Source organism: Spirosoma flavum (assembly GCF_042686045.1).
GTDB lineage: Bacteria > Bacteroidota > Bacteroidia > Cytophagales > Spirosomataceae > Spirosoma > Spirosoma flavum.
On sequence record NZ_JBHUOM010000042.1, the window covers coordinates 71,584 to 94,055 of the forward strand.

Consider the following 22,472-nt stretch of genomic DNA (forward strand, 5'->3'; position numbering starts at 1 on the left):
CGTAGTCGGATCATCCGGTAACCGGTTCGGCCATACTTTATTTAGGTATGATCCGGTTACGGATCCGACTCATGCTGACGGGGGTAATGCCCAGGTAGGTGGCTATGTAGTGCTGGGGTACTCGTTGGAGGATATGCCGCTGATCGCCTTCCAGCAGGGCCAGATAGCGTTCTTCGGGGCTGAGCATCAACAGTCCCGCCATCCGCTCTTCTAACGCCACCATCACATATTCGGCAAACAATCGGCCAAATTCCTGCCAGCCCGCATACTGACTGAACAGGGCTTTGAGGACGGGGTAAGGAAAGACCAGACAGGTAGCCTCACTGAGGGCTTCGATACTAACCGGCGATGGCCGGGCGGTGATGCAGCTCATATAAGCCGCTATCAACTGCTGGTCAAAGAAGAAATACGTGGTACGTTCTTCGCCGTCTTTGGTGTAAAACTGCCGGAATACGCCCTCCAGGACAAAGCCTACCTGACTGGCAACGACCCCCTGCGTGGCCATGAATTGGTTTTTTTTGAGGTGGACGATCGACAGGTGTGGCTCCAGGCCATGCCATTCCTCATCCGACAACGCCACAAACTGGTGAATATGCTGCCGCAGTTGTCGGGCTGCCTGGTGGAGCGAATCGTTCATAAGGTATATTGGTACTGAAAAATCCTAAAATGGGTCGTTCAACTAATTGATCAACTAGAAGAAGCTCAGTAGCATATGCATTTTGCCTTTCTTGATGGGTTGGACATCATTTAGTTAATCGGCAATGGGAATGTAGCTTGCCTATTGGCCTTCCAACGGCTACAACGACGATGGTTTCCAGGATTTACCTGATGTAATTGAGGTTGAAATGGCAAATAGCTCCATTGGTTTACTTCGGCCTTTCAGCAGGTTCTCGCCAACCGATTTTATGGCGTAGGTGGCCGGGAGCTGAAGTAGTTTAGCCAGGTCTTCTGACACCAGCAGCTCAGCATCGAACTGGTTGCAAAGTCCCTGGATCCTTGCCGAGGTATTAAGGACATCGCCAGTGAAGATAATTTCTTTTTTCAGCGATCCGATTTCCCCGGCAGTGACCATACCAGAATGCAGCCCGGCTTTGAATCCCGGTAAAATGCCGAACTTGCTTCTGTACTTTTCCGCCTGCCTCTCCAGCGCGCGTTTCATCGCGAAGAAGCACTCAATACTATTATTATTTTTTAACCCCTCTTTCAGTTTCCAGCAGACGATCATCTCATCCCCAGCATATTGATAGATTGTACCCCCATAATCAATCACAGCGACTGAGAGGTCGAAGAAATAGTCTTTTAACAGGTCGAAGTAATTGACATGGCCGAGATTTTCCGCGATTGTCGTTGAGGACTTCATGTCTAAGAACATAAATATCCTTTCTTCTTCTACGGGATGATGGTATTTCCCCAAAAAGAAATTAAGCAATGTGCCTGGTCCAATAGTGTCGCTAATTTCAGAATAGAATTGTGCGATCACAACTATGGAGGCCATGTACACCATAATACCTATCACCGCCACGTAGTCAGTGAAAAACGCCCAGGCTGGAGATGACAGATTTTTGAAAGAATGCTCCTCAGGCATAGTTAGCGCATTGATCAACACTAAGGTGATTAAGAAAGCACTAACAATGATCAGATACAGAAGGGATTTAAATACGATCTTTCTGGTGAAGCTCTTTTTTATAAACCACTTACTGAAATAACCGATCTCCAGAACTCCAGTCAGCATACCCATCATCAGACCCCCAGCCGGGATTGTTACAGTGTTTCTTACAAAATTATACGCAACGCCCGTCTTGGGATAATGGTCAAGATCTCCAAGAATACCTTTCTCCAGCAGGCAATAAATTAGGCTAAAAATAAACCACAATACTCCGAAGGGAATGACACGGGCGACATTTCTTCTGGTTTTTAGTGACAGCATAGCGTTAAGTATTGTGGACTTGTCATGAAACTAACGACAATTTTTTATAGCTGGCCCTATACTTAGGAAAACCACCACATAAAATCATGACAAGACATTAATAAGTGTCAAGTGGACCCGCACCGCTAAGCGGCCAGCGGCTGTACCGGCCACCCCGGCTCAATCCGTAGAATACGTTGCGCTTCAACCGTAGTATGTAAAGAAATTATTCCAAGAAACACGGTCATATGACCGTGTTTCTAAGTCTTGAAATTAGTCAAACACGTCTAGATCTTCTCTGAGCCAAATACATGGGCGATTTGCGTAATGATCGCTGATACGATCCTCCACAGGTTCAGCTTCTCAAACAGCAGCTCTTTCTAAACCCTTTCACTCGCTCTTCACGGCAGGCAACAGTTGGCTCTTGCCCTGTCATCATTTGGATAATGCAAAGTCAACCGCTGCCTCGGAATGAATGGCGATCGTGTCAAAAATTGGCATACTGCAATCAGTTTGAGTAAGCAATAGTGAAAATTCAGCGCTGCCAAATACAACTCCCCTCTGCTCCGTAACTTTTCAATTTATCAATAATGTCGATGTATTTATTTTTTGTTTCGTCTTTAAAAAGTCCTTTTGTCAACTCGTTAGAAATAGAAGCATGAATATACTCCTTATCCGCTTCGTCGGGAATAATTGTCTCAATGCCCAACTGGGAAAGACGATCTTTAAAGAAAGGATGTTCCATTGTAAATTTTGTTCCAAGAAGCGTAACCTTATTAATTTTTTGGCTAGCGATTTCCTTGGCTGTTTCCGCTGCACTATGCAGCAACGGAAATTTTATTTTTTGCCGAATAGTGTCAGCAACAAGGTGAACGGTGTTGGTACACATCACAATGCAGTCTGCTCCCGCATTCTCAAGTTGTATCGCAATGCCTGATAACATATTTTCAACTGTATTCCAGTCGCCTACATTTTGTAGTAAACTTAATTCGTCAAAATCCACCGAAAAGAGAAGGAGTTTAGACGAATGAGCGCTGCCAAGCCGTTGATTTGTGCGTTGATTAAGCGTCTTATAATAAACGGATGTAGCATACCAGCTGACCCCACCAATTAGTCCTAACGTCTTCATAAATAAGTTATTAGTTTGTCAAACCATAAGTTGTTTTTAAGTAGCAGCCAACGTCCGAGGCTTAGGGGGTGGCCATCCGATCGTACGAATGTTGGAGACTCCCCAGTGACGGTCGCCACAGACGGTACACTGGAGCGGAACCATTGGTAGCCAAAAAATTAATTGGGCATCTTAAGAGCAGTAAAGTATGCAGTAATAATTATTTCACAGAAAAGCCTTGTCCGTTGAATCGGGATGTGGCTTTAACTCGCTGAAAAGCGAACTAGTGTAATCGCCCGATTTTTAACTTAAATAAGTCTCAAGCGTAATCTGTCGCGTATAGGATGTTGCCACCTGGCTACCGTCCTCCTCACTGAAGCTGTATCGGACAAGCTCCCCCTGCATTTTCCTATACAGCTTCCCGATTTGCATCGACCCAGTAGCCAAGGGCCACGACCAGCCATAATATCTGAGCGCTCCAGGCTAGGGCTGCTACACTGGCAGGGGCCGGGCCGAGGGCACCGCCCACATAAACGAGCACTAAAAAGGCGATCATACCCCAGAGTGCGAAGCGACCGGTGCGGTTACGCGCCCGCGTGTGGCGCATATACACCCATAGACCGACCGCCAGCGAGCCCAGTTCGAGTACCAGCGTTGCGGGCAGATTTTGCCACAGACCCAGTCCTGCTTTAGGGGATTGGCCGAAGTAAAGGGGCAGATCAGGACGGTGCATGATCAGGTCGAGCAGCCAGTGACTGGGCACCAGCAGGCCCACCAGCAGGGCTTCACGCCAGTTACGCCGGAACAGGCCGTAGGCAAGGCCCAGTGCTATGCCTAATACCACTTCCGCCAGCAGACTGTGCGAAAAAGGATAGTACACGAAGTCAAGGGGCGAGGCCGCCAATAGACCGGGACGGATTTCGACTCGCTCTACGCCCAGCAATAATAAGGTAGGCCAAAGTAAATCAGCCAGCTGTGTCGCCAGAAACAAGGTGCCCAGTGACACGCGCGGTTGCAGGGGCTTGGTCGCCAGACCGACCCCAAAATGGCCTAAAAACATAGTAGTAACCCATCGGGCGTTAGTATGTCGTAAAGGTATTGTGTGCCGATGGCTGGCTTGTTGACCAATTCCGAAAATTGGATTGACTTTTCGCGCAAGGCGTTAAAAAGGCACCGAAATGAATGTCATTCAGTAGCTTGTTGCCCCAATGCCTCCCACATCGCGATCCGCTACTAGTCCCCACGTACCTTCGCCAATACGACGTAGTGCTGCTGGAAAGATGCTCCTTCTCCGCTTCGGGGTGGGCTAGCCAAGCGGTCCGATGGCAGCCCAGGCGTTTAATACGACTATTACGACGCCCGGCGGAACGTACCAGGCGTTTGGCCGGTCCAGCGACGAAACGCCCGGATAAACACGCTCGGCTCGGCGAAACCCAGCAGTAACGCGATGTCTTTGATGCTGGGGATATGGTCGCCCAGGTGGCGTTCAGCCAGCTCACGGCGTACCTCATCGAGCAGTTGCTGGTAGGTGTGGCCGTCCTGACGCAGTTGCCCTTGGAGGATGCGGGGGCTAAGGCTCAGAGCCTCGGCCACGGCTTCCAGACTGGGTTCGGATTGGACCAACAAGCGCAACAACTCGTGGCGTACGCGGTCGGCAAGTGCGGGTAGCTCGTTTAAGCGAGCCAGCAAGGCAGCGGCATGCGGCTCCAGCAGCGCCAGTAGTTGCGGGTCGGCGGTGGGGATGGGTAGAGCCAACACGGTAGCTGGCAGGCGCAGGGCCGAATAGGGAGTACCAAATTGCACCAGGGCAGGCGCAAAAATACGAACGTGCTCGCGAGTATCAGCCGGAGCGGGGTAGGCCAGGGATACCGCTTGGGGTTATATCTGAGCCAGTGATAGCGATTTTACTGGGCAAGTGGGTTACATAGGATGCTGAGAAACGAGTGTATAAAAATTAGAGTTGTTTGTAGGTACTAGAGAAGTGTATTGCACGACTGGATCTGGCGGTCGTTGAGTGAGCCACACAGTAGGGGAGATGTGATCATTACTCCTTTGCCTGATCCTTTCACACCCTAAGTTGCTTTTATACATCGTCCTGATCCACTGTCTCCTGAAAGGCCCGTTTTAGCGAGACTTCGATATATCTTTTTCAGGAACCGTAGTCTACCCCGTTCAATAATCTCAAATTGCCATCCGCATGGGCGATCCCATCACATATCAACGTCTCATATTCGCAGTAGGGATTGAGTTTGCGTGACAATCATTGAAGATTTTTTGATGTAAATCGTTGGAGCATATGGATCGCAAAGACGATCCATATATGGTTGTATATAGGTGGATTAATAGGTAGGCTACTCCAATAGAATTATAGATTTTTGCTCAGGCAATGTTTTAGAATATGGAAGTTTATTAAAATTATACTATTTTAGTTGCCTCACTTTTTAGCCGGAAATTATAAGTAACATCAGCGATAAGTTTAATTTTAGGATTCTTCTATTTCGTTCAGCTAATCGCTTGGCCAAATGAACACTTATCCCGACTAACGGCAATAGCCTAACCCTTGTCTTTAAAGCCTGAAACCGTTCACGAAAAGGTTGCCTTTTCTGAACGACTACAATGAAAAGTACAAAATCCTAAAATAGGAGTTAAAAATATTTGTTGTGCCTTCTATATCGGTAAAATACTATTTTGAAAAGTTATAAGATTGAGCAAAAGCTGCAACCGTAATTTACCGTGTTAATGAGTGAACGGAGGTACGCTTGTGAACAGATTGATCTTTCCTTTTTAGTCATTTACTGCTCAGTGTACGAAAGCCCAATACGGTTGAATACCCAAATTATCCCAAGACGCGGGTTAATATATAGCATAATACACTATATTTAATAGGTCAGGTCACTCTAAAGGCATCCGGAAGATAAATGAGGCATATACGTTTTCTAGAGCTTAGACGATATACTCAAATGAACTTTCCAGGTAAAGTTGGGCTGCTTTTCGTTTTGTTGGTCAGTCAGTGGATAAAGGGCTGGACCCAGCCTATTACCGCTCGCCAACTCGACCAATTAGTGCAGCGCAACCGGACCTTATGTCACATTCCCGGAATCGCCGTGGCGATCATTAAAGACGGGAAATTAATTCACTGCAAAGGTTATGGCCTGCGCTCACTGCGTACCAAACAGCCGGTTACCCCACAAACCTTGTTTGGTATCGCATCCAACAGCAAAGCGTTTACGGCCGCAGCCATCGCCTTGCTCATGGAAGAAGGTAAACTACAGTGGGATGACCGAGTCAACAAGTACTTGCCCAATTTTCGGCTATATGATACCTTAGCCAGCCAGCAACTCACGATTCGTGATTTAGTAAGCCATCGCAGTGGACTGCCCACGCAAGCCGGCGATTTGATGCATGACCCCGATTCGACGAACTTCACCCTAGAGGACATTCTCTACAATCAGCGCTTTATTAGACCGGCTTCCTCCTTTCGCAGTCAATTTGCTTATTCCAACAATGGGTATCTGGTCGCGGGTGCTATTGTCGCCAGGGTAAGCGGCATGAGTTGGGAAAACTTCGTGGAGCAACGCATTCTTGGTCCACTAGGTATGACCCAAAGTGCAGCCTCCTTTCAGGGTTGTCAGACGAATCCCAATCTGATTGATGCTCATAAACGAATTGGCGACTCGGTCCGGGTAGTCGCTCGCTATGGGTCCACCCTGGATGATGCGGCTGGGGGAATCTATTCGAGTATTGAGGAAATGAGTCGATGGGTGCTTTTATTTCTCAACCAGGGTCGGTATGGCCCTGCCTTGAGCAAGCGCTTCCTACCTGAACCACTATTAGCCGACCTGGTGGCCCCTCAGACCATTATTCCCGTCCAGCAGCCGGGCAGTTATCGGACCCATTTTGCCGCTTACGGACTCGGGTGGTTCTTGAGTGATGTGAAAGGCTATAAGGAGATTGCCCATTCGGGGCAGGATGTGGGGATGGTCTCGGCCGTAACCATGGTACCGGAACTAGGTTTGGGGGTGATTGTGCTGACGAACTCGGAAAGTGGAGCCGCTAGTGCCATTAATGACCAGATTGTGGACAGCTATATCGGCATCGTTGGCCAAGACCGTACGGGTATTATGTATCAACGGGAGCAAGCTCAGCAACGAGCGACTCAGACTATCCTGGATTCAATTCAGCAGCAGGTTGCCCGGCAAGCTTCCGTATCACAAGCTGATTTAGCGTCTTACGTGGGGGTCTATCGAGATAGGTGGTTTGGTAAGATAGACATCACTTTACGGGATCATCAGTTGTGGTTCGCCAGTGAGCGCTCTCCTCAACTGCGAGGTTACATGCGTCCGTTTGGTGCTGCTCAATTTGTAATAAAGTGGCAAAATCCCGAACTAGACAGTGGTGTGCTAGTCAGGTTTGGTTCTTCACTAAGGTCAACGACGAGTAGTTTTGTGCTGCGAGAGCTGACTTCAACGACTGGTCATGCATACGATGATCTTCGGTTTGAACGCATACCGAAGTAAGCTTGGTGTAACGTTTTCCATGAGACGGATTGCTAGCAAAAATTACCTCTTTCTAGTTTCATTTAATGTACATCGGTATACATCCAGTAGTATAAGTGGGTGTATGTTTAGCGATTAAAACAAGATGGAGCACCCAACGAAGTACGACTTTAGCCGCCTAGAAAACGCCATTCGCCGACTTTACCCCCAATGCACCCAGGCCGAATGGGATTTTTTCCAAAGCAGCTTTCGGGTAGAAAGCCTAGAAGCCCATGAATTTTTCGTGCAGGTTCGCCAGGAACATCGATTAAGCTTTGTGGATCAAGGGCTTATGCGCGTTTATTACGTTAACCAACAAGGGCAGGAGGTCACTATTCGCTTTGCAACTGAAGGCTATTACTCTACCGATTATTATGCCTTTCTGACCCAGACACCTAGTCTATTTCATCTGCAAAGTCTGGAACCGACTACCCTCCTGACGGCCCCCTATGAGCATATTCAACAATGTTATCAACGCCATCCCGGCCTGGAACGCTACGGGCGGGCCATTGCCGAACGACTCTTTAAAGAACAACATCAACGAATTTTCAGCTTCCAAATGGACCACGCTGAGCAACGCTACATACAATTCGTTCAAGAGTATCCCGCCCTCTTCAACCGCATTTCACTCACGCATCTATCCTCCTATCTGGGGATTGAGCGGCAGTCGTTGAGCCGGATTCGAAAAAAAATGGCCCGTCCGTGACGATTGTCACATTTGTGTCAGGAGCAACCCTTGAGCGTGTATGACCTTTGTCGCAACGAAAACCAAACCAACACGCGACGATGGCAACTACCCTGCAAATAACCCCCCGCTTATGGCAACTTAAACTAGGCGTGGTTAATAGTTTCCTATTAGAAACCGAGGATGGCTTATTCCTGATTGATACGGGCTATCCCAACAGTGCCGACAAATTGTTTGCCGCCGTGCGTGAAACCGGCCACGACCCGGCCCACATTCGCCATCTGCTGCTGACCCATTGCCACATTGATCACGCGGGTAGTGCGGCCGAGGTACACCGGCGCACGGGTGCCCGCACGTATGCCCATACCCTAGACGCCACCCTGATTAGTCAAGGAATAGGCGAGCGGCCTAATACGGCTGTGGCACCGGGACTGATTCCCGCCTTAGTCTACAAGTTCTTTATCAAGAACGGCGGGACGAGTTACGAGCCCTTACCCATTGATCAGACGCTCCATCATGGCGAGTTGTTACCCTTGGCGGGTGGTATCGAAATCATCCATACCCCTGGCCATAGTGCGGGTCATATAGCCCTGTTGCTCCGGCAAGAGGGCGTGCTGGTGGCGGCTGACTTATGTTCGCATGTGTTGGGACTGGGCTACAGCACCGTCAATGAAGACATAGCTGTAGCCCGGCAGAGTATTCTACGCGCAGCTGATTATCCCTTCGAGCAAGCCGTCTTTGGTCATGGCAATCCGCTCCTTAAACAGGCCAATCAACAATTACGAACTAAATTCTCGGGTACCCAGGCGTGAATAAGGTTTCTACTGAAACGTCAACTTACGGCTATATACCCTCTTAATCCCTCTTTTCTATGACGACTGCCGTACAGCTAAGTTCCCGACTCTGGCAATTGAAAATGAACCTGGTGAACTGCTATCTGCTGAACACCAAGGATGGGCTGCTGCTGTTGGACACAGTAACCCCCAACTCTATCTTCCGATCTGGCTGGCCCATGCAGCCCTGATGGTAATCGCCGTCTGGGGCATGGGAAAGAATTGCTTCACCAATCTCGATCCTGGGCAAAGGCAACTCGGTATCATTGCGCTGTTGGTGATCATTCCTTAGATTAGTTTTACCGTTTTCGCTGGCATGGGACCTCCGCCCACTTCCATACCCGAATGGGTGAACACCGCTACCGAACAACAGATTCGCTATGCACTGCTGATAGCGGGGGAATTCTGATCACAGTTGGGTTCACCTTGCTGGCTAACGAACTCCGCCTAAGCGGTGAGAAGCAATATTGGTTACTTGGTTTACTGGCGTTGGGCATTACTCTGCCTTTATTTATTGCCAACATGGCCTATTGGGGTAGCTTTTTAGTTGAATAGTTCACCAACTTTTCGGCCCCTTCGATGGTGAAAAGGCCCGATTGGTACTTATCCATGCGCGCCCTTTTCAGTTGGATTAGCGGAGTGGAGGTAGCCCTTTTGTATTTGACTACGGCTGCTTTTGGGTTAGCCCTACAATCAGCAAGCTGGTTCAAGTCCAAGGCTTGTCGTCTCTATGTGTTCTTCAGTCTAGTCGGTGCTTTACTGAGTGTGCTACCATCGTTTTCTTTTGAACCGATGGTGATTGCTACTTATTTAGTGTCCATCCCTGCTATCCCCTTCATTATGCCCTACCTCATGGCGCTTAATTTGTTAAATCTAGCCAACCGCATTCCGAACAGGTCTAGATAAAGTGAAACTATGAACGCTCTTTTGTCTCAAGTAGCAGCGTTTTTGTGAGACTGTTGGGCATAACTAAACCAAGAGATGGCTTGCCTCTGTCGGATCTTAACGAATTATTTGCATCGATAGTAAGGGTCTTTACTTAAAACATGTTGGTTTGCTACAAACGTGACTGCGGTACGCCGGAGAAAGGCTGCCCTAAAGAATGTTTTATAAGCCAATAAATTCATGACTATTATTAAATGGTAGATTTTCTAGATTTGTCTTAAAGTACCCTTTATATAATGTCTATACAGCTCCTGATTGATCATTTTGAAAGCTATATCCCGTTAAAAGAAGCAGAAGAACAGTTGCTGGAGGGCCGGGTAACTCGTCGACAAATCAAACGAAAACAGTCCATCTTACAGGAAGGTTTCCCCTGCAAACACTATACATTCATCCTTCAGGGCTGCTTTCGCATGTATGCCGTTGACAGGAAAGGAGCCGAGCATAATCTGCAATTTGCCGCTGAACAGGACTGGATCACCGACATCGGGAGCTTTCATGCCGGAAGGCCCAGCGCATTATTCATTGAAGCCATTGAGCCAGCCGTCGTACTACAGATCGAAAAGCAAGATCTCTACTTTCTATACACCAATATTCCCAAGCTGGACCGTATCTTCAAAGTCATCGTTGAGAACAAATACGTAGAGCTGCAAAACAGGGTATTACAGGCAATTAGCTCAACGGCTCAGGAACGCTATCTAACGTTTTTAGAACAATATCCCAAGCTGGCTTTACGGCTACCTAATACCCAGATCGCTTCTTACCTGGGTATTACCCCTGAGTTCCTTAGCAAAATCAGGAAAGACCTCGCTTCCTGACCCCCTTAACCGGAACGCCAGTTCGATCTTAATCTAGTTTAAGCCTATTTCTTAAGAAAGCTTATTCCTCAACAAGCCTATGAATCCCAACTTTGCCTGGCTTTCAATACCAAAAATGAAACACCTATTTTTCTTTTTATTGTTGATTATCAACGCAGCCGCGTTTAGCCAAAACAAAAGGGCAATGCGTGCTTTTATGCAGCAGACTCCTTCATCGGTAAATGCGATTCCGTACGGGAACAATCCAAAAGCGGGCCATCATGTGCAGGCGAATGATGCCAAAATCTATTATGAAGTCTATGGGAAAGGAAAACCCCTGCTGGTCCTGCATGGCGGTATTGTGGGGTCTACCTACGAGATGGCTCAATTTATTGACAGTCTGGCCAAAACTTATCAGGTCATCGCCATATCCACCCGCGGACATGGCAAATCGGAAATGGGTTCCGGGATACCTTCTTACGAACGTAAAGCGGAGGATGTCAATACCATTATCCAGGCGGTAACCAAAGACAGCGTGCTTGTTTTAGGCTTCAGTGATGGCGCCTACACGGCCTATTTTCTTGCCGCGTCGCACCCGGATAAAGTCAAAAAGCTGATTGCCATTGGTGCCGGCGAGTGGAAACAGGGTTGGAGAACGTTCGACAATTCCCGCAAATCGCTTTTCAGGCTGGACAGCCTCTACTTCAACCAGCAATTGGCCCTGATGCCCCAGCCTGAGCGCTTTGATGAGTGGCTCCTGTCGGTTAACCAGTACTACAATGCAATCAATATCGGGAAGCAGATACTGGGCAGGATTCAATGCCCAGTGTTGGTGATGGCGGGCGAAAAAGACCAAAACGCCCCTTTAAAGACGGTCATAGCGGCCTATGAGATGATGCCAAAGGCGCAGCTAAGCATTATTCCCAATGCCCCTCATCCGGTATTCCTGACGAATTTCCCCGCGGTCTGGGCCAGTATGCTGCCTTTTCTGGAGCAATAGCTTCCTCAGCAGATTAGTAAACGCTTATTCACCCTAAATTTTCCACAGTGAACACAAACGAAGCCCTAACAAACGAAGTACTTATCCATCACCTCACGGCCTTTGGCAACAACGACTTGGAGGAGATCCTGAAAGACTATACCGAAGAATCCCAGGTATGGACACCAAACGGACCCTTGAAAGGGTTAGCGGCTATCAGCCAGTTTTTTGCTGATTACTTTGTGGCTATACCAACGGGTTCAGCCTTTACCATGAAGCAATTGACGGTTAGCCATCATGTCGGTTATGTTGCCTGGGCTAGTGATTCAGCCATTGCTCAAATTCCGATGGGAACCGATACCTTCTTTTTGGAGGGAGATAAAATAAAATTTCACACCGTCGCTGACTACCGGATAACTAAATAATGGTCATCGGCAGAAAGGCTTCTTCTATTGCAAGAAAGCCGACCAGGTCTTATGAAGAAAACCATCTCGTTTAAACACGCACTAGCCGTCGTCATGGTGCTGCTTGGCATCCAGGTGACTGCCTATTCACAAGAGTATATCTCGCCCACGCAACCCGTTGAAGTGGGCAAAGCACCCGGCGTAAAAATCAAGTTATTGAGTACTAATGGGCCTATCAAAAACTATGTTTTGATATTCGCCCTAGGTGATGAAGTACGGTCGGGCTTGACGGAATTTGCTCAACAGTACCAGGTGAAGACTGCTCACTTTACCGCTATCGGCGATGCTACCTCCGTCACGTTTGGCTTCTTTGATTACGGTCGTAAACTGTTCAAAAGCATACCCATTAGCGAGCCCTGTGAAGTATCCTCGTTGACGGGCAACATTGCCGTACTCAATGGCAAACCCATCGTTCATATTCATGCGAATGTGGCCGCCGAGGATGGCACCGTTCGCGGTGGGCATCTGCTTAAACTGATTACTGGCCCTACCCTGGAAGTGTTTCTTACCGTTGAGCCAACAACGCTGTACAAAAAAGTAAACCCTCAGTTTGGGGCCGGCCTGATTGACCCCTCGCTAACGAAGTAACTGTTATTGGTAGAAATCATAGTGAGACTAAACTAACCTGCCAGTGCATTGTTGATTTACAGGCAGATCAACTGGCCTAAAAATAGACCGCTAGCTGTTTGCCAACGTGAAGCATTCATAGCCCTTTCTGTAGCACAAAACTACCAGTTATGAAAGTAGTCGTATTATACCAAGCCGGAGGTCTTGAGAACTTTGTTCTAGAGGAACGCCCCCTGCCCACGCCAACTGGTGAATGGGTACTGATAAAAGTGAAAGCGTTTGGCCTGAACCGCTCGGAACTGATGACGCGCAAAGGCTATTCACCCACGGTGCAATTCCCCCGGGTACTCGGCATTGAATGTGTCGGCGAAGTGGAAGAGGACCCCACGGGAGAATACGCTAAAGGGCAGCAAGTCATGGCACTAATGGGCGGTATGGGTCGGGACTTTGACGGCAGTTATACCCAGTACACCCTGTTGCCCAAAAGCCTTATCCATCCGTTTGAGAGCACGCTTCCCTGGGAAACGTTGGGAGCTATCCCCGAAATGTTTCAAACGGCCTATGGCTCGCTGTATCCAGCCTTAGGTATTCAGCCAGGAGAAACGCTGTTGATCCGGGGAGGTACGTCATCGGTGGGTATGCTAGCGGCACAACTCGCTAACCAGGCGGGCCTGACGATACTAGCGACCACTCGAAATCCCCAAAAAGAAAAAGCAATGCTGGAAAATGGCGCTACGCATGTGCTGATCGATTCGGGCAAGGTAACCGAATCGGTCCGGGCTATTTTTCCGCAGGGTATCGATAAGGTGTTGGAACTGGTTGGCACGGCCACGCTGCACGACTCATTAGGTTGTCTCAAACCCGGCGGCACCGCTTGCATGAGCGGTATGCTGGCCGAAAGCTGGACAATTCCTGATTTTGCTCCAATGGAGTTTATACCCGCTACAGTTCGGCTGACAACTTATGACAGCGGTCAGATTACCAGTCCGACCATCGTGTTTCAGGACTTCATCCGTCAGGTCGAAGCAGGTCAGGTGAAACTTCCCATTAGCCGAACCTTTTCGCTGGAGCAGATCGTAGAGGCCCATCAATTTATGGATAGTAATCAGGGAGCGGGTAAGCTTGTCATACTGACCTAACCAAATCTAAATCAGCCAACAAGCATACATTTTAAAACATGAAACGTATCTTTTCTACGCTCGTAATCGGTCTACTGCTTGACTCAATGAACGCAAACGCCCAGACCATTAAGCTGGATAAAGACAGACTTTCGCCCAATCAGGTGTCGATGTCGTTTGGAAGTCAAGGTGCTGAGCCGACTCCTGAAGAACGCACCAGAAACGGCCCGTGGCTTTATTGGGATTACGTTTCGAATCAACGAAGCCAATTCCAGCTACGAGAGCATCTATATCCGACCCACAAATGGTTGGGCTGACGATCAGGTGCGACGCAACCATTCCATTCAATACTACTCGTACCCCGATTATAAATTTGATCGCCTGCGGAAAGAAGCTCCGGAGCGTTACGAGTCGTATGCCGATATGAGCCTGAACGAATGGATTACGATGAAAATAGTCGTAAATGGGTCGGAAGCTAAACTCTACCTGAACGATATGAAACAACCCGCCCTGCTGGTCAAGGATTTAAAACATGGCGCGGGTACCGCAACGGCGGACCGGTCAGGGGGCATTGGCTTGTGGGTTGAAGTGGGTACCGAAGGGTATTTTTCGGATCTGATCATAACCAAACAATAAAAGACCCTTCCCAGCGACAACTGGTGACTAGTCACGTTTAGAATACTACCCGTTTACGACTTTTAATACCTCTTTCGTAATGGCGCTTCTTTGGGTGCTTTTGCCATTTCGGTGCGATTTCAGTCACAATCGACAATTTAGTGAACAATAGGGTAAATGAGCGTTTGTTACTAAACGACAAATACCTACTATCAACCAAATTTAGCAGGCAGACCTTATCTGCCTGCTCATCCTATTATATCATCGACAAAAATGGATCTACACATAAGTGAAAAACTGCATTAGTCACTGGTTCGACGGCTGGAATTGGTCTTGCGATTGCCAAAACACTGGCCCAAGAAGGGGTTAACGTACTACTGAATGGCCGAAGTAAGGAACGGGTCGAAGCAATAGCAATGGCCCGTCAACTGATGAATGAATTGCCCGGCACTCAATTTCGGGGCATTGCGGCTGACTTCAGCAAGGTTGAAGATATAAACGCCTTATTGACGGAACTGCCTCAAGTAGACATATTGATCAATAATGTTGTCATCTTTGAGCCTAAGGAGTTTACAGAGATACCTGATGTAAATTCAGTTCCCTGTTCCTCTGGTGCGCTTCCCCATTACGCCCGTGAGTATTTCGGAGTAAACTGGTTCTGATTCAATCTCGGTGAGACCATTGTACTTTACGAATACACAGATTGACCCGTTGCACTGTTCACCGAGATTGAATCAGAACCGGTTTGGCTCAATGTAGACCGGCGTATTCAGTATAGATAAGCACGCAGTAAAGAGCGTGCTTAAATAGAAATCCTCATCCCCCTCTTGTAAATCAACCAGTTGCCTTAAGCTGATTGTTCATAATATGCAGTACGCAGAGGTGGGGCAGAGTAATAAGGGAGAGAAATACAAAGAACAACCGCAGCGGATCTTCTACCAGCGTTGAATACGGCCACCACCAGGCCAGGGCGCTACAGAATGCCAGAGCGATTGCCGTGAGGGGCAACGAATTCATCCAGATTTGACCAGCCGTGACCACCGGTTGCTTGGGTCGCCTGCTATGTTGAAGGTAGCCGTAGGTCATCTGAAACGAGTTCAGCGCGTGCCAGCCGCTGAAATACAATCCAAAGGCGAGTAACAGCGGCAACGCAAAGCCAAGTGCGAGTATAATGGCTAGACGGGCTAGTCGAAGCCAGTCAACGATAACAGGACTTTGTTGAAAGGCGATCCTGAATAAACAAACCGTCAATAAACCCCAGCCCCATAATAGCAACCATGAGTGCGATAGGGCCGTTTGCCACAAGGATACGATCAACAAGTGGTTAAGGGTCATGTGCTTGAGAACGGGCGTCACCTCGGTTGGATGCGTTAGCAGTATAAACGCCAAGACAAAACCGCCCACCATAAGCCGAACCACACTCCAGATTAGTGTGGAGGGCACACGCTCAATATCAGTTTCACCAAAATGCCAGATTGACATCAACAGAAATAAACCCAGGCTTAGCCCAGGAAATAAAAACCATGTCGTACCGTATACGATCATTATCAGTAGATACCGAACCACAAACCAACTCAGCGAAAATGTTTTCCCCGCCCGGGAAGCGGTTTCACGGGCAATAAGGTGGTCCAGCGCCCCGTGCGGGATACCGACGCTAACCAGCAAACTAGCGAACACAATCCATTGGACTGTTACGGACAATGTACCTACTTCAGCCTGCCAGCCGACTAAAACCATCCCAAGTGCAATAGATAGATACGTTGGTGTTATCTGACCGAAGACAGGATGGTACGTTCGCTTGTTCATGCTTTGGTGAGTTAGGATAAATGAGGCCTGTGCAAAGACAACCGATTGACCGTTGCCTATTGGCATACTACCGACGAAAGAATGCGCCTTGGATCAATTGCTTTCACCTTATAACAAGTACCCAACCGCAGGCCCCCTCCTGCGGTTGGGTACTTGTTATAAGGTGAAAGCTTCCCTGCTGCGCTGGTCGACCCGCTGGACGGGCGCGTCCTGATGAGCCTGAGAGTTGGCGACTGCGGCTGAATAGACGACCAAACCAAAACCAATCTTGTTGATTGCATCCCCAACGTTATAGACTAAGTCAATGTTCAGCTTTATCCCACTTAATAGTCCCCCTGGAATGAGCATGTAGCCAATTGGATAAATGGCCCATCCTACCAGTACGAACCAGCGTAGCAGGGAGACCGCCTTCAGCGTTGAAGCGTCCTGAGAGGCTTCCGCTATTTTTTTTACATCGCCTAAGTAGATTTCATAAAGAATGCCGAGGTAGCCAAGGGTGGAAACGGCACCCCAGATAGCACTGTTTGAGCGGTCAAGCGATTCGCCGACGTAGCCGAAGACCAACATCCAGACCGAGAAAGCGATCAGTTTCCACATGGTGCTGATCTTGCCCCCGAAGGGCTTGATAATCATGTAGAACTCGACACACATCAACGGTACGGTTAAGGTCCAGTCAATGTAGCGGAATTCCGTAGGCGACTGGTGGGTCATCAGATACTGATCACGCATGTAATAATAGTGAACAGCAGCGATCATGGTGATCAGTCCAGAAATGGTAAGCGAGGTTTTCCAGTGCCCTTCCACCTGCGAGCGCTCCAAGAAGAAGAACACAGATGCCGCGAACATGGCCATGTAACCAGTAAAAAATGTAAATCCGACCACATCACCGGGCTGGAGCTGGCCGACTAATAATAAGGCATTGAGCTGTACTGTTTCCATTGATTATGGGAATAATAGATGAGTTGCAGGCCGGTAAATCCGACCTGCAAAAAAAACGTATTGTATAATTTTGTTGTTTAACTTTCTTTTGAAAAGATTAAACAAAATAGCGTGCCCAGAAGTAGCCAAATTAAACAATAAAGAATATTTGATCAGGGCCGTCCGTCTGAGTCGCACCATATGGGCGGTATCGGTCCGTCCTTACCAGTACACCTACGGTAATTAAAGCACTAGAAGCCAAGGGATTACGCGCACATTTTCAGTTTAACGCGGGGCCGCTCGGCGGCCGATTGAAAAGCACAGGTGATTAAATAATATGGCTTTTATGGCCATTGAAAACGTTTTCTCTTGTCATTTGCGAAATCAAAAATTACGCTACCTCATTAGTTGTCAAGTTTTTTTGAAAGCACCTAAACATTGGTCTTTAGAGCCAAACGGGGCCGAAATGAAAATAGGCAAATAAAGGGCTGATGTTGAAGAGTGGTAATGAAAACGGTCTTGTACTTTACCCGCGACAAGCAAGCTAAAACTAGCGGGAAGTAGCCTAGTAGTAGGGTTATTAACTTAGTAAATCAATCAAGGTAAAATTTTTATTCCTCTTGGTGAGTTAACTGCTTACTGACAAATCCCCTATTTTCATTCTGGCCCCGTTTGGCAGAAAAGACCATAGTTGGACAGCAGCATCCTGCATCGCATCGGCGCACCACCGGGCGAAGCAGTTACTAATAAAACCCCACTAAGATCTGACACTGGGCTATTAATGGGGCGACGAATTTTGTGAGAGCAAGAAACAAACATGCCTGATTTCACAAATTAAAAAAGCGAAAGACAGGGAAATGCGACCAGTTGAGCCTTGGAAATGGGGTAAGTATACCAACTCGGCGCAGGCCGTTGAGATCAAGCAGCCCGACGGCACCCTCTATTGGTCGGGTCAGGTAGCCATTGATGCGAATGGACAAGCCAGTAAGGCCAACATGAGAACCCCGTTGATCCAGACCATCCTGCATTTGGACCAACTGATCAGCGAGGCCAGGTACGAATGCGGGGGTATGGTGAGGCTAACTATTTTTTCAATGGACCGATTGACGCAACAAACAATCCTGATCTAAAAACAAGAAGGCTTAACCCGGGAGGATTGAGCCTTCTTTGGGGTCATGCATCCGGCCAATTATGCGGGCATCAGTACCGCATTGATGGCGTGAACAACACCATTGTCAGTAGCCACATCGGCAATAATCACTTCGGCACCGTTGACCATCACTTTACCCTCCCTCAGGTGGATGGTCAGCGGTTGCCCATTGACCGTCGTGGCTGTCATGCCATCCGTCAAATCCGACGACATCACCTTACCAGCTACCACGTGGTAGGTCAGGATAGCCGTCAACGTTTCCTTGCTTTCGGGCAGCACCAGTGTATCGACCGTACCGGCGGGCAATGCCGCAAAGGCGGCATCAATGGGGGCAAACACCGTGAATGGACCCGTGCCACTCAGCGTATCGATCAGACCAGCGGCCTTTACGGCAGCAACCAGGGTGTTAAATGAGCCGTTTGAAACGGCAGTTTCGACAATATTCATGAAAAGTGATTTTGTTTTACGGAAGGAAGACATGGTGTTGAAGGCCTTTGTTCAATTTATAGGAAGACTTCACTATTTGTTCATAGTGACCACCGACCGCTGGTAGTGCGAAGTAGGAGAGGAGACGATGAGGGACTGAAATTAGGAGTTCAGGACAGGGTAAGAGGCCCAACAAAAGGGGCACTCAGCCCAAGTTAGTGCTCTGGGGCTACAGTCCAGTCGTTGAATTCTGCCTATCGATAGGCTCTGTCAACGCTCATCCATCCTTGCTCAACTAGTAAATCAACTACTTTATGGTCGACTCGCTGGTCTGACTCTGAGCTCCTTCAGTAAACTGGCTCTTGCACACGTTGTGTGGTTACACGGTAAGACTTCTTTCCCTATAGACAAGAGTCAATAATTCTTCTCCCTAATAAAACACCAAGCTGCATAAAGTGCGTATAAACCAGTAATTGGAGGACCTCAAGAACGTCCAATCCTCAATCTTTGACCGGTACGCTTTTCGGGAGGGCCTCACTGACTATCTACGATGAAAAGACTATTACTAATGATTTGACCGCAACGGCATAAATGTCAAACGCCCTTATCTTGATAGATAGTGGCGTTTGTTTTGGGCAGTTTCAAACAGTTTCAGGCACTTACTCATACCTTAACTTGGTGGCGTAGGCGAAGCAAATTGGAATACTACCGTCGGTTTCGGACGGCACTAGGCAGATTTATTTGTGCCGGACCTGGATTGACGAGGTTAAATCGGGTGGGCGGCTGCGTTTTTCGGTAGCCTGTCACGTATTCGGTGATCTCCCGCACTACGTGAAGTTGCTTATCCAGCAAGTCTGGATGGCGAATATCAGGCTTGCCGTTTACAAGCCTGCCTATTCGTGGATCGGCTAGGGCGTACGTGTAAAAACTGCTGAGAATAGCTTTGTTTATATCGATCATCCTGTCGTATGCCAGCATTGACTGCATTACCAGATTGCGGCTTGTCGAGTCGGTTGGGTACAGATTAATCATATACCAGAAGGCTTGCTTTAATTCCATTCGTTGCAGTAGTCCAACGGCGGCTGGCCAGGTATAGGTTGCGGGATAAGCCACTTGCCGAAGTAACGAATCTGTGAAAAGTTGCTTAACGATAGGGTTTATACGTAAAGAATCATGCTGCACCGATACGCCCATTTCGTAGAGATCTTTTTGCCAGGCTACCCAGTGAGCCTCTTGAACGGCAAGGCTACTGTCAGGTGCTACGTTGCCCGGTCCGGCGGTTTTATCCTGACCAAAACCTGTCAGGGTAAAACCGCTCAGTAGTAGGATGAATAGTAGGCGGCTCATTTGATCGTTGGTGATAAGGTTTTGAGTAACGCATCAGTCTTGGCTTCCAGGGTATTTAACCGGGCTTCAACCTGCTCTACCTGCTGCTGACTCTTTTTAAGAATTTTCAGGAAGTCACCATTATGCACACCAATCAGCGTATTGACCATTTTTGGGCCCGATTTAGCATTAGCTTCCCACGACCGACCGACGGCTAGTTTATAATCGTCAATCGTCATGGCGGTCGGATGGACCGCTACAGCATAGCCAGGTATGGTACTTTTAGCCACGATATAGTCACCGGTATTCACGGGTCCCTGTACTTTCACCGGAATCTGACCCATGAAGGCAACCTTGTTTCCCAGATGATCTTTACCAGCCGGGGGCATGTTCCCCAGCACGATTGGCCGGTAGGAAATTGCCATAATTTGTTCAGCATCCCGTAGATCTTTGGTGATTTTTCCTCCCCGTACACCCACTACGTCACCAGTCCCGATTACTTCAGCTGGATCGAAACGTTCCAACCACTCGGCGTAATCACCGTGGCCTGATGTGTATTCGACACCAAGACTATTATAGGCATCGGCCAGGTTGGCAAACTCAGATAATACGCTCAGGCCATCCTTCAAAAAATCAAGTCCAACCAGAGCAGAAAGTAGATTAGTCAGATACAAGCCATCAATGTAATCCGTAGAAAAGTCGTTCAGCGACTGCGCCCGGATAGAACCTAGGTTCCGATCATTGTTATCCGTAAACGCAATGAATTCATTGCGCTTAGTTAGCGAATTTGTTACGCTGGTTGCACTGAAACGAGGCAATGTAAAGGCTGGAAACAAGCTGTTGTTCAGGTTGACAGGCAGCGCTGGAAGCAGCACCTGATTTGAGGGGACTATCGTTGTGCTGGGAAATGTTATAGCGGGAATATCCAGTTCAGGAATACTACCCAAGGAGCCAAAACTTACACCAGGAAATATTTTCGTTTTATTTAATATCGTTGTTTCAGGAATGTTGAGGGCTGGAAACCCCTTTGGCAAATCAAATGCATCGTTTATTTTTTCAGTAACCAGCGAAGTCAGTTGCAGGGCGCTACCAGCATATAGAGTTCCCGGAAATAATCCAAGCAGATCACTGGTTTCAAAGTGCTTCCCTTCATACAGCCAACCTTTGATCGTATTTAATTCTAAATCCAGCACCTGGGTGCCAGGTGCTACGGCATTGAGGTATGCGCTACCATCCCAGCCAGGGTGTGTTTTGCCCAGCTTAATTTTGATTCCGTCACCGTCGCCAGTACTTGTATTCTGGAAAGTAGCCACATACCCATCGTCGGACCGGCCGACCGTTAAGCCCCCGTTGAACGTAGCAGTGTTCACTACTGATAGACTATTTACTTTGGTTAAGCCACCCACCGTAAAGTCCATGTTGACATAAGCACCATTTTTGACATTCATATTTCCAGCGACAGCTAAGTTCTGAGTGGAGAAATTATCACTTCTAACATTGATAGAATTGCCATTAAGGGAATACATATCCTTGACCTCCAACTTAGTAACCTTTGTGTTGCTGGTGGTTAACACGTCGAGATTGGCCGTAGAGCCTGTCAATTCTTTGCGAAGTATCAAGTTTCCCATCAGCTCAGTGTTGCCACCGACCACCAGCGCATCGCCAACTCGCAGAGCGTTACGTAATACGGTACTACCCGAGGCTGAAATACGGATACGTTCTGTATTATTGGTGACAATTACCAAATCATTCGCATCAGTAGTGCCCAGTTTATTCGCCGTTGCGTTAGTCCCCGCGTTACCACTCAGCAACCAGCCAGCGTCGGTGGCAACGGCGGCTTCACGGGCGTTGCTGCTGCCGGTTAATTTCCCGGCAGTACCCGCATGAAACGCGTAGGGAACGGCCAGTAGTTTACTGCTGCTGATGGTTGTAAAAGTGTTCTCGGAAGCCGACCGGATCGCCACTTCCATCCATACTTCGTCTGTGCTCCATGGTACATTCTTAAACTGGCCCGTATTGGGTTTACCCTCGCCAATTACGACTGAAAATAAACCGAGCAAGTTGGTGGTTACCAAGTGCGTTTCGGCATAGTGCGTCACCGCAGCTGAACCCTGCCGGTTGGTTAGGGTAATTTTCAGGTCGATGGCTTCGTTGGCCAGTACATTCCCGGACAGATCGCGGGCAACTGCCTGGTAGTTCATACCCGAAGGCACGGACTGAGCATTGAGGCAGGTAAAGGTAGCAGCCCCAATAAGTACTGCACTTAGCAGCGAGTAGAAGAATTGTTTCATGGCAAT

Annotated in this window: 24 protein-coding genes and 1 pseudogene; 14 read left to right on the forward strand and 11 right to left on the reverse strand. The window is 48.2% G+C overall.

From position 1 onward, the window contains the following. Nucleotides 1-37 precede the first annotated feature (37 nt). The 6 genes and pseudogenes from ACFS25_RS28015 to ACFS25_RS28040 form a co-directional block, all read right to left on the reverse strand. Nucleotides 38-637 carry a Crp/Fnr family transcriptional regulator gene (locus ACFS25_RS28015; protein WP_381507937.1) on the reverse strand — a complete coding sequence of 200 codons (600 nt, stop codon included), beginning with the start codon at nt 635-637 and terminating at the stop codon, nt 38-40. 159 nt (nt 638-796) lie between these two features. Then, the gene (locus tag ACFS25_RS28020; RefSeq protein ID WP_381507939.1) at nt 797-1,927 is read right to left on the reverse strand and encodes an adenylate/guanylate cyclase domain-containing protein; all 1,131 of its coding nucleotides are present in this window, start codon (nt 1,925-1,927) and stop codon (nt 797-799) included. Between the two features lie 514 nt (nt 1,928-2,441). Then, entirely contained in the window at nt 2,442-3,035 is a 594-nt protein-coding gene (locus tag ACFS25_RS28025) for an aspartate/glutamate racemase family protein (RefSeq protein ID WP_381507941.1), read from the reverse strand. A 388-nt stretch (nt 3,036-3,423) separates the two neighbouring features. Further along, on the reverse strand, nt 3,424-4,074 hold the full coding sequence (locus ACFS25_RS28030; protein ID WP_381507942.1) for a hypothetical protein: 651 nt from the start codon (nt 4,072-4,074) through the stop codon (nt 3,424-3,426). A 290-nt stretch (nt 4,075-4,364) separates the two neighbouring features. Further along, the gene (locus ACFS25_RS28035) at nt 4,365-4,772 is read right to left on the reverse strand and encodes a helix-turn-helix transcriptional regulator (RefSeq protein WP_381508021.1); all 408 of its coding nucleotides are present in this window, start codon (nt 4,770-4,772) and stop codon (nt 4,365-4,367) included. After that, nucleotides 4,770-4,880, reverse strand: a pseudogene (locus ACFS25_RS28040) (AraC family transcriptional regulator); the annotation flags it as partial. The gene ACFS25_RS28035 and the pseudogene ACFS25_RS28040, both read right to left, overlap by 3 nt. 1,094 nt (nt 4,881-5,974) lie before the next feature. On the opposite strand from ACFS25_RS28040, the gene ACFS25_RS28045 reads away from it, so the two are divergent. The 13 genes from ACFS25_RS28045 (at nt 5,975) to ACFS25_RS28105 (ending at nt 15,211) form a co-directional block, all read left to right on the forward strand. Beyond that, entirely contained in the window at nt 5,975-7,531 is a 1,557-nt protein-coding gene (locus ACFS25_RS28045) for a serine hydrolase (protein ID WP_381507943.1), read from the forward strand. A gap of 124 nt (nt 7,532-7,655) precedes the next feature. Continuing rightward, nucleotides 7,656-8,255, forward strand: coding sequence for a Crp/Fnr family transcriptional regulator (locus tag ACFS25_RS28050; protein ID WP_381507944.1), 600 nt, complete (start codon nt 7,656-7,658; stop codon nt 8,253-8,255). 80 nt (nt 8,256-8,335) lie between these two features. Then, nucleotides 8,336-9,046: an MBL fold metallo-hydrolase gene (locus ACFS25_RS28055; protein WP_381507946.1), complete on the forward strand. Its 711-nt coding sequence runs from the start codon at nt 8,336-8,338 to the stop codon at nt 9,044-9,046. 59 nt (nt 9,047-9,105) lie between these two features. Next, nucleotides 9,106-9,258 carry a hypothetical protein gene (locus ACFS25_RS28060; RefSeq protein ID WP_381507948.1) on the forward strand — a complete coding sequence of 51 codons (153 nt, stop codon included), beginning with the start codon at nt 9,106-9,108 and terminating at the stop codon, nt 9,256-9,258. 154 nt (nt 9,259-9,412) lie between these two features. After that, nucleotides 9,413-9,622 carry a hypothetical protein gene (locus ACFS25_RS28065; RefSeq protein ID WP_381507950.1) on the forward strand — a complete coding sequence of 70 codons (210 nt, stop codon included), beginning with the start codon at nt 9,413-9,415 and terminating at the stop codon, nt 9,620-9,622. 54 nt (nt 9,623-9,676) lie between these two features. Continuing rightward, a complete protein-coding gene (locus ACFS25_RS28070) occupies nt 9,677-9,973 on the forward strand; it encodes a hypothetical protein (protein ID WP_381507952.1) in 297 nt (98 codons plus the stop codon). A 275-nt stretch (nt 9,974-10,248) separates the two neighbouring features. Further along, a complete protein-coding gene (locus ACFS25_RS28075) occupies nt 10,249-10,827 on the forward strand; it encodes a Crp/Fnr family transcriptional regulator (RefSeq protein WP_381507954.1) in 579 nt (192 codons plus the stop codon). A gap of 115 nt (nt 10,828-10,942) precedes the next feature. Further along, complete coding sequence (locus ACFS25_RS28080; protein ID WP_381507956.1) at nt 10,943-11,806, forward strand: alpha/beta fold hydrolase; 864 nt, start codon at nt 10,943-10,945, stop codon at nt 11,804-11,806. Nucleotides 11,807-11,853: 47 nt separating this feature from the next. Continuing rightward, nucleotides 11,854-12,210 (forward strand): nuclear transport factor 2 family protein, encoded by a 357-nt coding sequence (locus ACFS25_RS28085; protein WP_381507958.1) that lies wholly within the window; start codon nt 11,854-11,856, stop codon nt 12,208-12,210. A gap of 51 nt (nt 12,211-12,261) precedes the next feature. Next, entirely contained in the window at nt 12,262-12,837 is a 576-nt protein-coding gene (locus ACFS25_RS28090) for a PPC domain-containing DNA-binding protein (protein WP_381507960.1), read from the forward strand. 149 nt (nt 12,838-12,986) lie between these two features. Next, a complete protein-coding gene (locus ACFS25_RS28095; protein ID WP_381507961.1) occupies nt 12,987-13,955 on the forward strand; it encodes a zinc-binding alcohol dehydrogenase family protein in 969 nt (322 codons plus the stop codon). Nucleotides 13,956-14,111: 156 nt separating this feature from the next. After that, nucleotides 14,112-14,570, forward strand: coding sequence for a hypothetical protein (locus ACFS25_RS28100; protein ID WP_381507963.1), 459 nt, complete (start codon nt 14,112-14,114; stop codon nt 14,568-14,570). Between the two features lie 329 nt (nt 14,571-14,899). Continuing rightward, nucleotides 14,900-15,211: an SDR family NAD(P)-dependent oxidoreductase gene (locus ACFS25_RS28105; RefSeq protein WP_381508023.1), complete on the forward strand. Its 312-nt coding sequence runs from the start codon at nt 14,900-14,902 to the stop codon at nt 15,209-15,211. A 172-nt stretch (nt 15,212-15,383) separates the two neighbouring features. On the opposite strand, the gene ACFS25_RS28110 is transcribed toward ACFS25_RS28105, so the two are convergent. After that, nucleotides 15,384-16,355 carry a Brp/Blh family beta-carotene 15,15'-dioxygenase gene (locus ACFS25_RS28110; protein ID WP_381507965.1) on the reverse strand — a complete coding sequence of 324 codons (972 nt, stop codon included), beginning with the start codon at nt 16,353-16,355 and terminating at the stop codon, nt 15,384-15,386. 156 nt (nt 16,356-16,511) lie between these two features. Next, entirely contained in the window at nt 16,512-17,294 is a 783-nt protein-coding gene (locus tag ACFS25_RS28115) for a bacteriorhodopsin-like (RefSeq protein ID WP_381507967.1), read from the reverse strand. 836 nt (nt 17,295-18,130) lie between these two features. Between ACFS25_RS28115 and ACFS25_RS28120 the strand changes: the two genes are divergently transcribed. After that, entirely contained in the window at nt 18,131-18,403 is a 273-nt protein-coding gene (locus ACFS25_RS28120) for a hypothetical protein (protein ID WP_381507969.1), read from the forward strand. A 59-nt stretch (nt 18,404-18,462) separates the two neighbouring features. On the opposite strand, the gene ACFS25_RS28125 is transcribed toward ACFS25_RS28120, so the two are convergent. The 3 genes from ACFS25_RS28125 to ACFS25_RS28135 all read right to left on the reverse strand — a co-directional run bounded on the left by ACFS25_RS28125 (nt 18,463) and on the right by ACFS25_RS28135 (nt 22,466). Beyond that, nucleotides 18,463-18,870, reverse strand: coding sequence for a fasciclin domain-containing protein (locus ACFS25_RS28125; RefSeq protein WP_381507971.1), 408 nt, complete (start codon nt 18,868-18,870; stop codon nt 18,463-18,465). A gap of 684 nt (nt 18,871-19,554) precedes the next feature. Then, entirely contained in the window at nt 19,555-20,196 is a 642-nt protein-coding gene (locus tag ACFS25_RS28130; RefSeq protein WP_381507972.1) for a hypothetical protein, read from the reverse strand. Then, complete coding sequence (locus tag ACFS25_RS28135; RefSeq protein ID WP_381507973.1) at nt 20,193-22,466, reverse strand: hypothetical protein; 2,274 nt, start codon at nt 22,464-22,466, stop codon at nt 20,193-20,195. The genes ACFS25_RS28130 and ACFS25_RS28135 overlap by 4 nt, the downstream gene beginning before the upstream one ends. Nucleotides 22,467-22,472 lie beyond the last annotated feature (6 nt).

What these genes read in the sequence shown, in the direction of transcription:
- ACFS25_RS28135 (WP_381507973.1), bottom strand. Translation starts at nt 22,466, where the DNA reads ATGAAACAATTCTTCTACTCGCTGCTAAGTGCAGTACTTATTGGGGCT.
- ACFS25_RS28050 (WP_381507944.1), top strand. Translation starts at nt 7,656, where the DNA reads ATGGAGCACCCAACGAAGTACGACTTTAGCCGCCTAGAAAACGCCATT.
- ACFS25_RS28120 (WP_381507969.1), top strand. Translation starts at nt 18,131, where the DNA reads ATGCGACCAGTTGAGCCTTGGAAATGGGGTAAGTATACCAACTCGGCG.
- ACFS25_RS28030 (WP_381507942.1), bottom strand. Translation starts at nt 4,074, where the DNA reads ATGTTTTTAGGCCATTTTGGGGTCGGTCTGGCGACCAAGCCCCTGCAA.
- ACFS25_RS28095 (WP_381507961.1), top strand. Translation starts at nt 12,987, where the DNA reads ATGAAAGTAGTCGTATTATACCAAGCCGGAGGTCTTGAGAACTTTGTT.
- ACFS25_RS28055 (WP_381507946.1), top strand. Translation starts at nt 8,336, where the DNA reads ATGGCAACTACCCTGCAAATAACCCCCCGCTTATGGCAACTTAAACTA.
- ACFS25_RS28080 (WP_381507956.1), top strand. Translation starts at nt 10,943, where the DNA reads ATGAAACACCTATTTTTCTTTTTATTGTTGATTATCAACGCAGCCGCG.
- ACFS25_RS28070 (WP_381507952.1), top strand. Translation starts at nt 9,677, where the DNA reads ATGCGCGCCCTTTTCAGTTGGATTAGCGGAGTGGAGGTAGCCCTTTTG.
- ACFS25_RS28065 (WP_381507950.1), top strand. Translation starts at nt 9,413, where the DNA reads ATGGGTGAACACCGCTACCGAACAACAGATTCGCTATGCACTGCTGAT.
- ACFS25_RS28115 (WP_381507967.1), bottom strand. Translation starts at nt 17,294, where the DNA reads ATGGAAACAGTACAGCTCAATGCCTTATTATTAGTCGGCCAGCTCCAG.
- ACFS25_RS28130 (WP_381507972.1), bottom strand. Translation starts at nt 20,196, where the DNA reads ATGAGCCGCCTACTATTCATCCTACTACTGAGCGGTTTTACCCTGACA.
- ACFS25_RS28110 (WP_381507965.1), bottom strand. Translation starts at nt 16,355, where the DNA reads ATGAACAAGCGAACGTACCATCCTGTCTTCGGTCAGATAACACCAACG.
- ACFS25_RS28075 (WP_381507954.1), top strand. Translation starts at nt 10,249, where the DNA reads ATGTCTATACAGCTCCTGATTGATCATTTTGAAAGCTATATCCCGTTA.
- ACFS25_RS28015 (WP_381507937.1), bottom strand. Translation starts at nt 637, where the DNA reads ATGAACGATTCGCTCCACCAGGCAGCCCGACAACTGCGGCAGCATATT.
- ACFS25_RS28025 (WP_381507941.1), bottom strand. Translation starts at nt 3,035, where the DNA reads ATGAAGACGTTAGGACTAATTGGTGGGGTCAGCTGGTATGCTACATCC.
- ACFS25_RS28045 (WP_381507943.1), top strand. Translation starts at nt 5,975, where the DNA reads ATGAACTTTCCAGGTAAAGTTGGGCTGCTTTTCGTTTTGTTGGTCAGT.
- ACFS25_RS28090 (WP_381507960.1), top strand. Translation starts at nt 12,262, where the DNA reads ATGAAGAAAACCATCTCGTTTAAACACGCACTAGCCGTCGTCATGGTG.
- ACFS25_RS28125 (WP_381507971.1), bottom strand. Translation starts at nt 18,870, where the DNA reads ATGAATATTGTCGAAACTGCCGTTTCAAACGGCTCATTTAACACCCTG.
- ACFS25_RS28020 (WP_381507939.1), bottom strand. Translation starts at nt 1,927, where the DNA reads ATGCTGTCACTAAAAACCAGAAGAAATGTCGCCCGTGTCATTCCCTTC.
- ACFS25_RS28060 (WP_381507948.1), top strand. Translation starts at nt 9,106, where the DNA reads ATGACGACTGCCGTACAGCTAAGTTCCCGACTCTGGCAATTGAAAATG.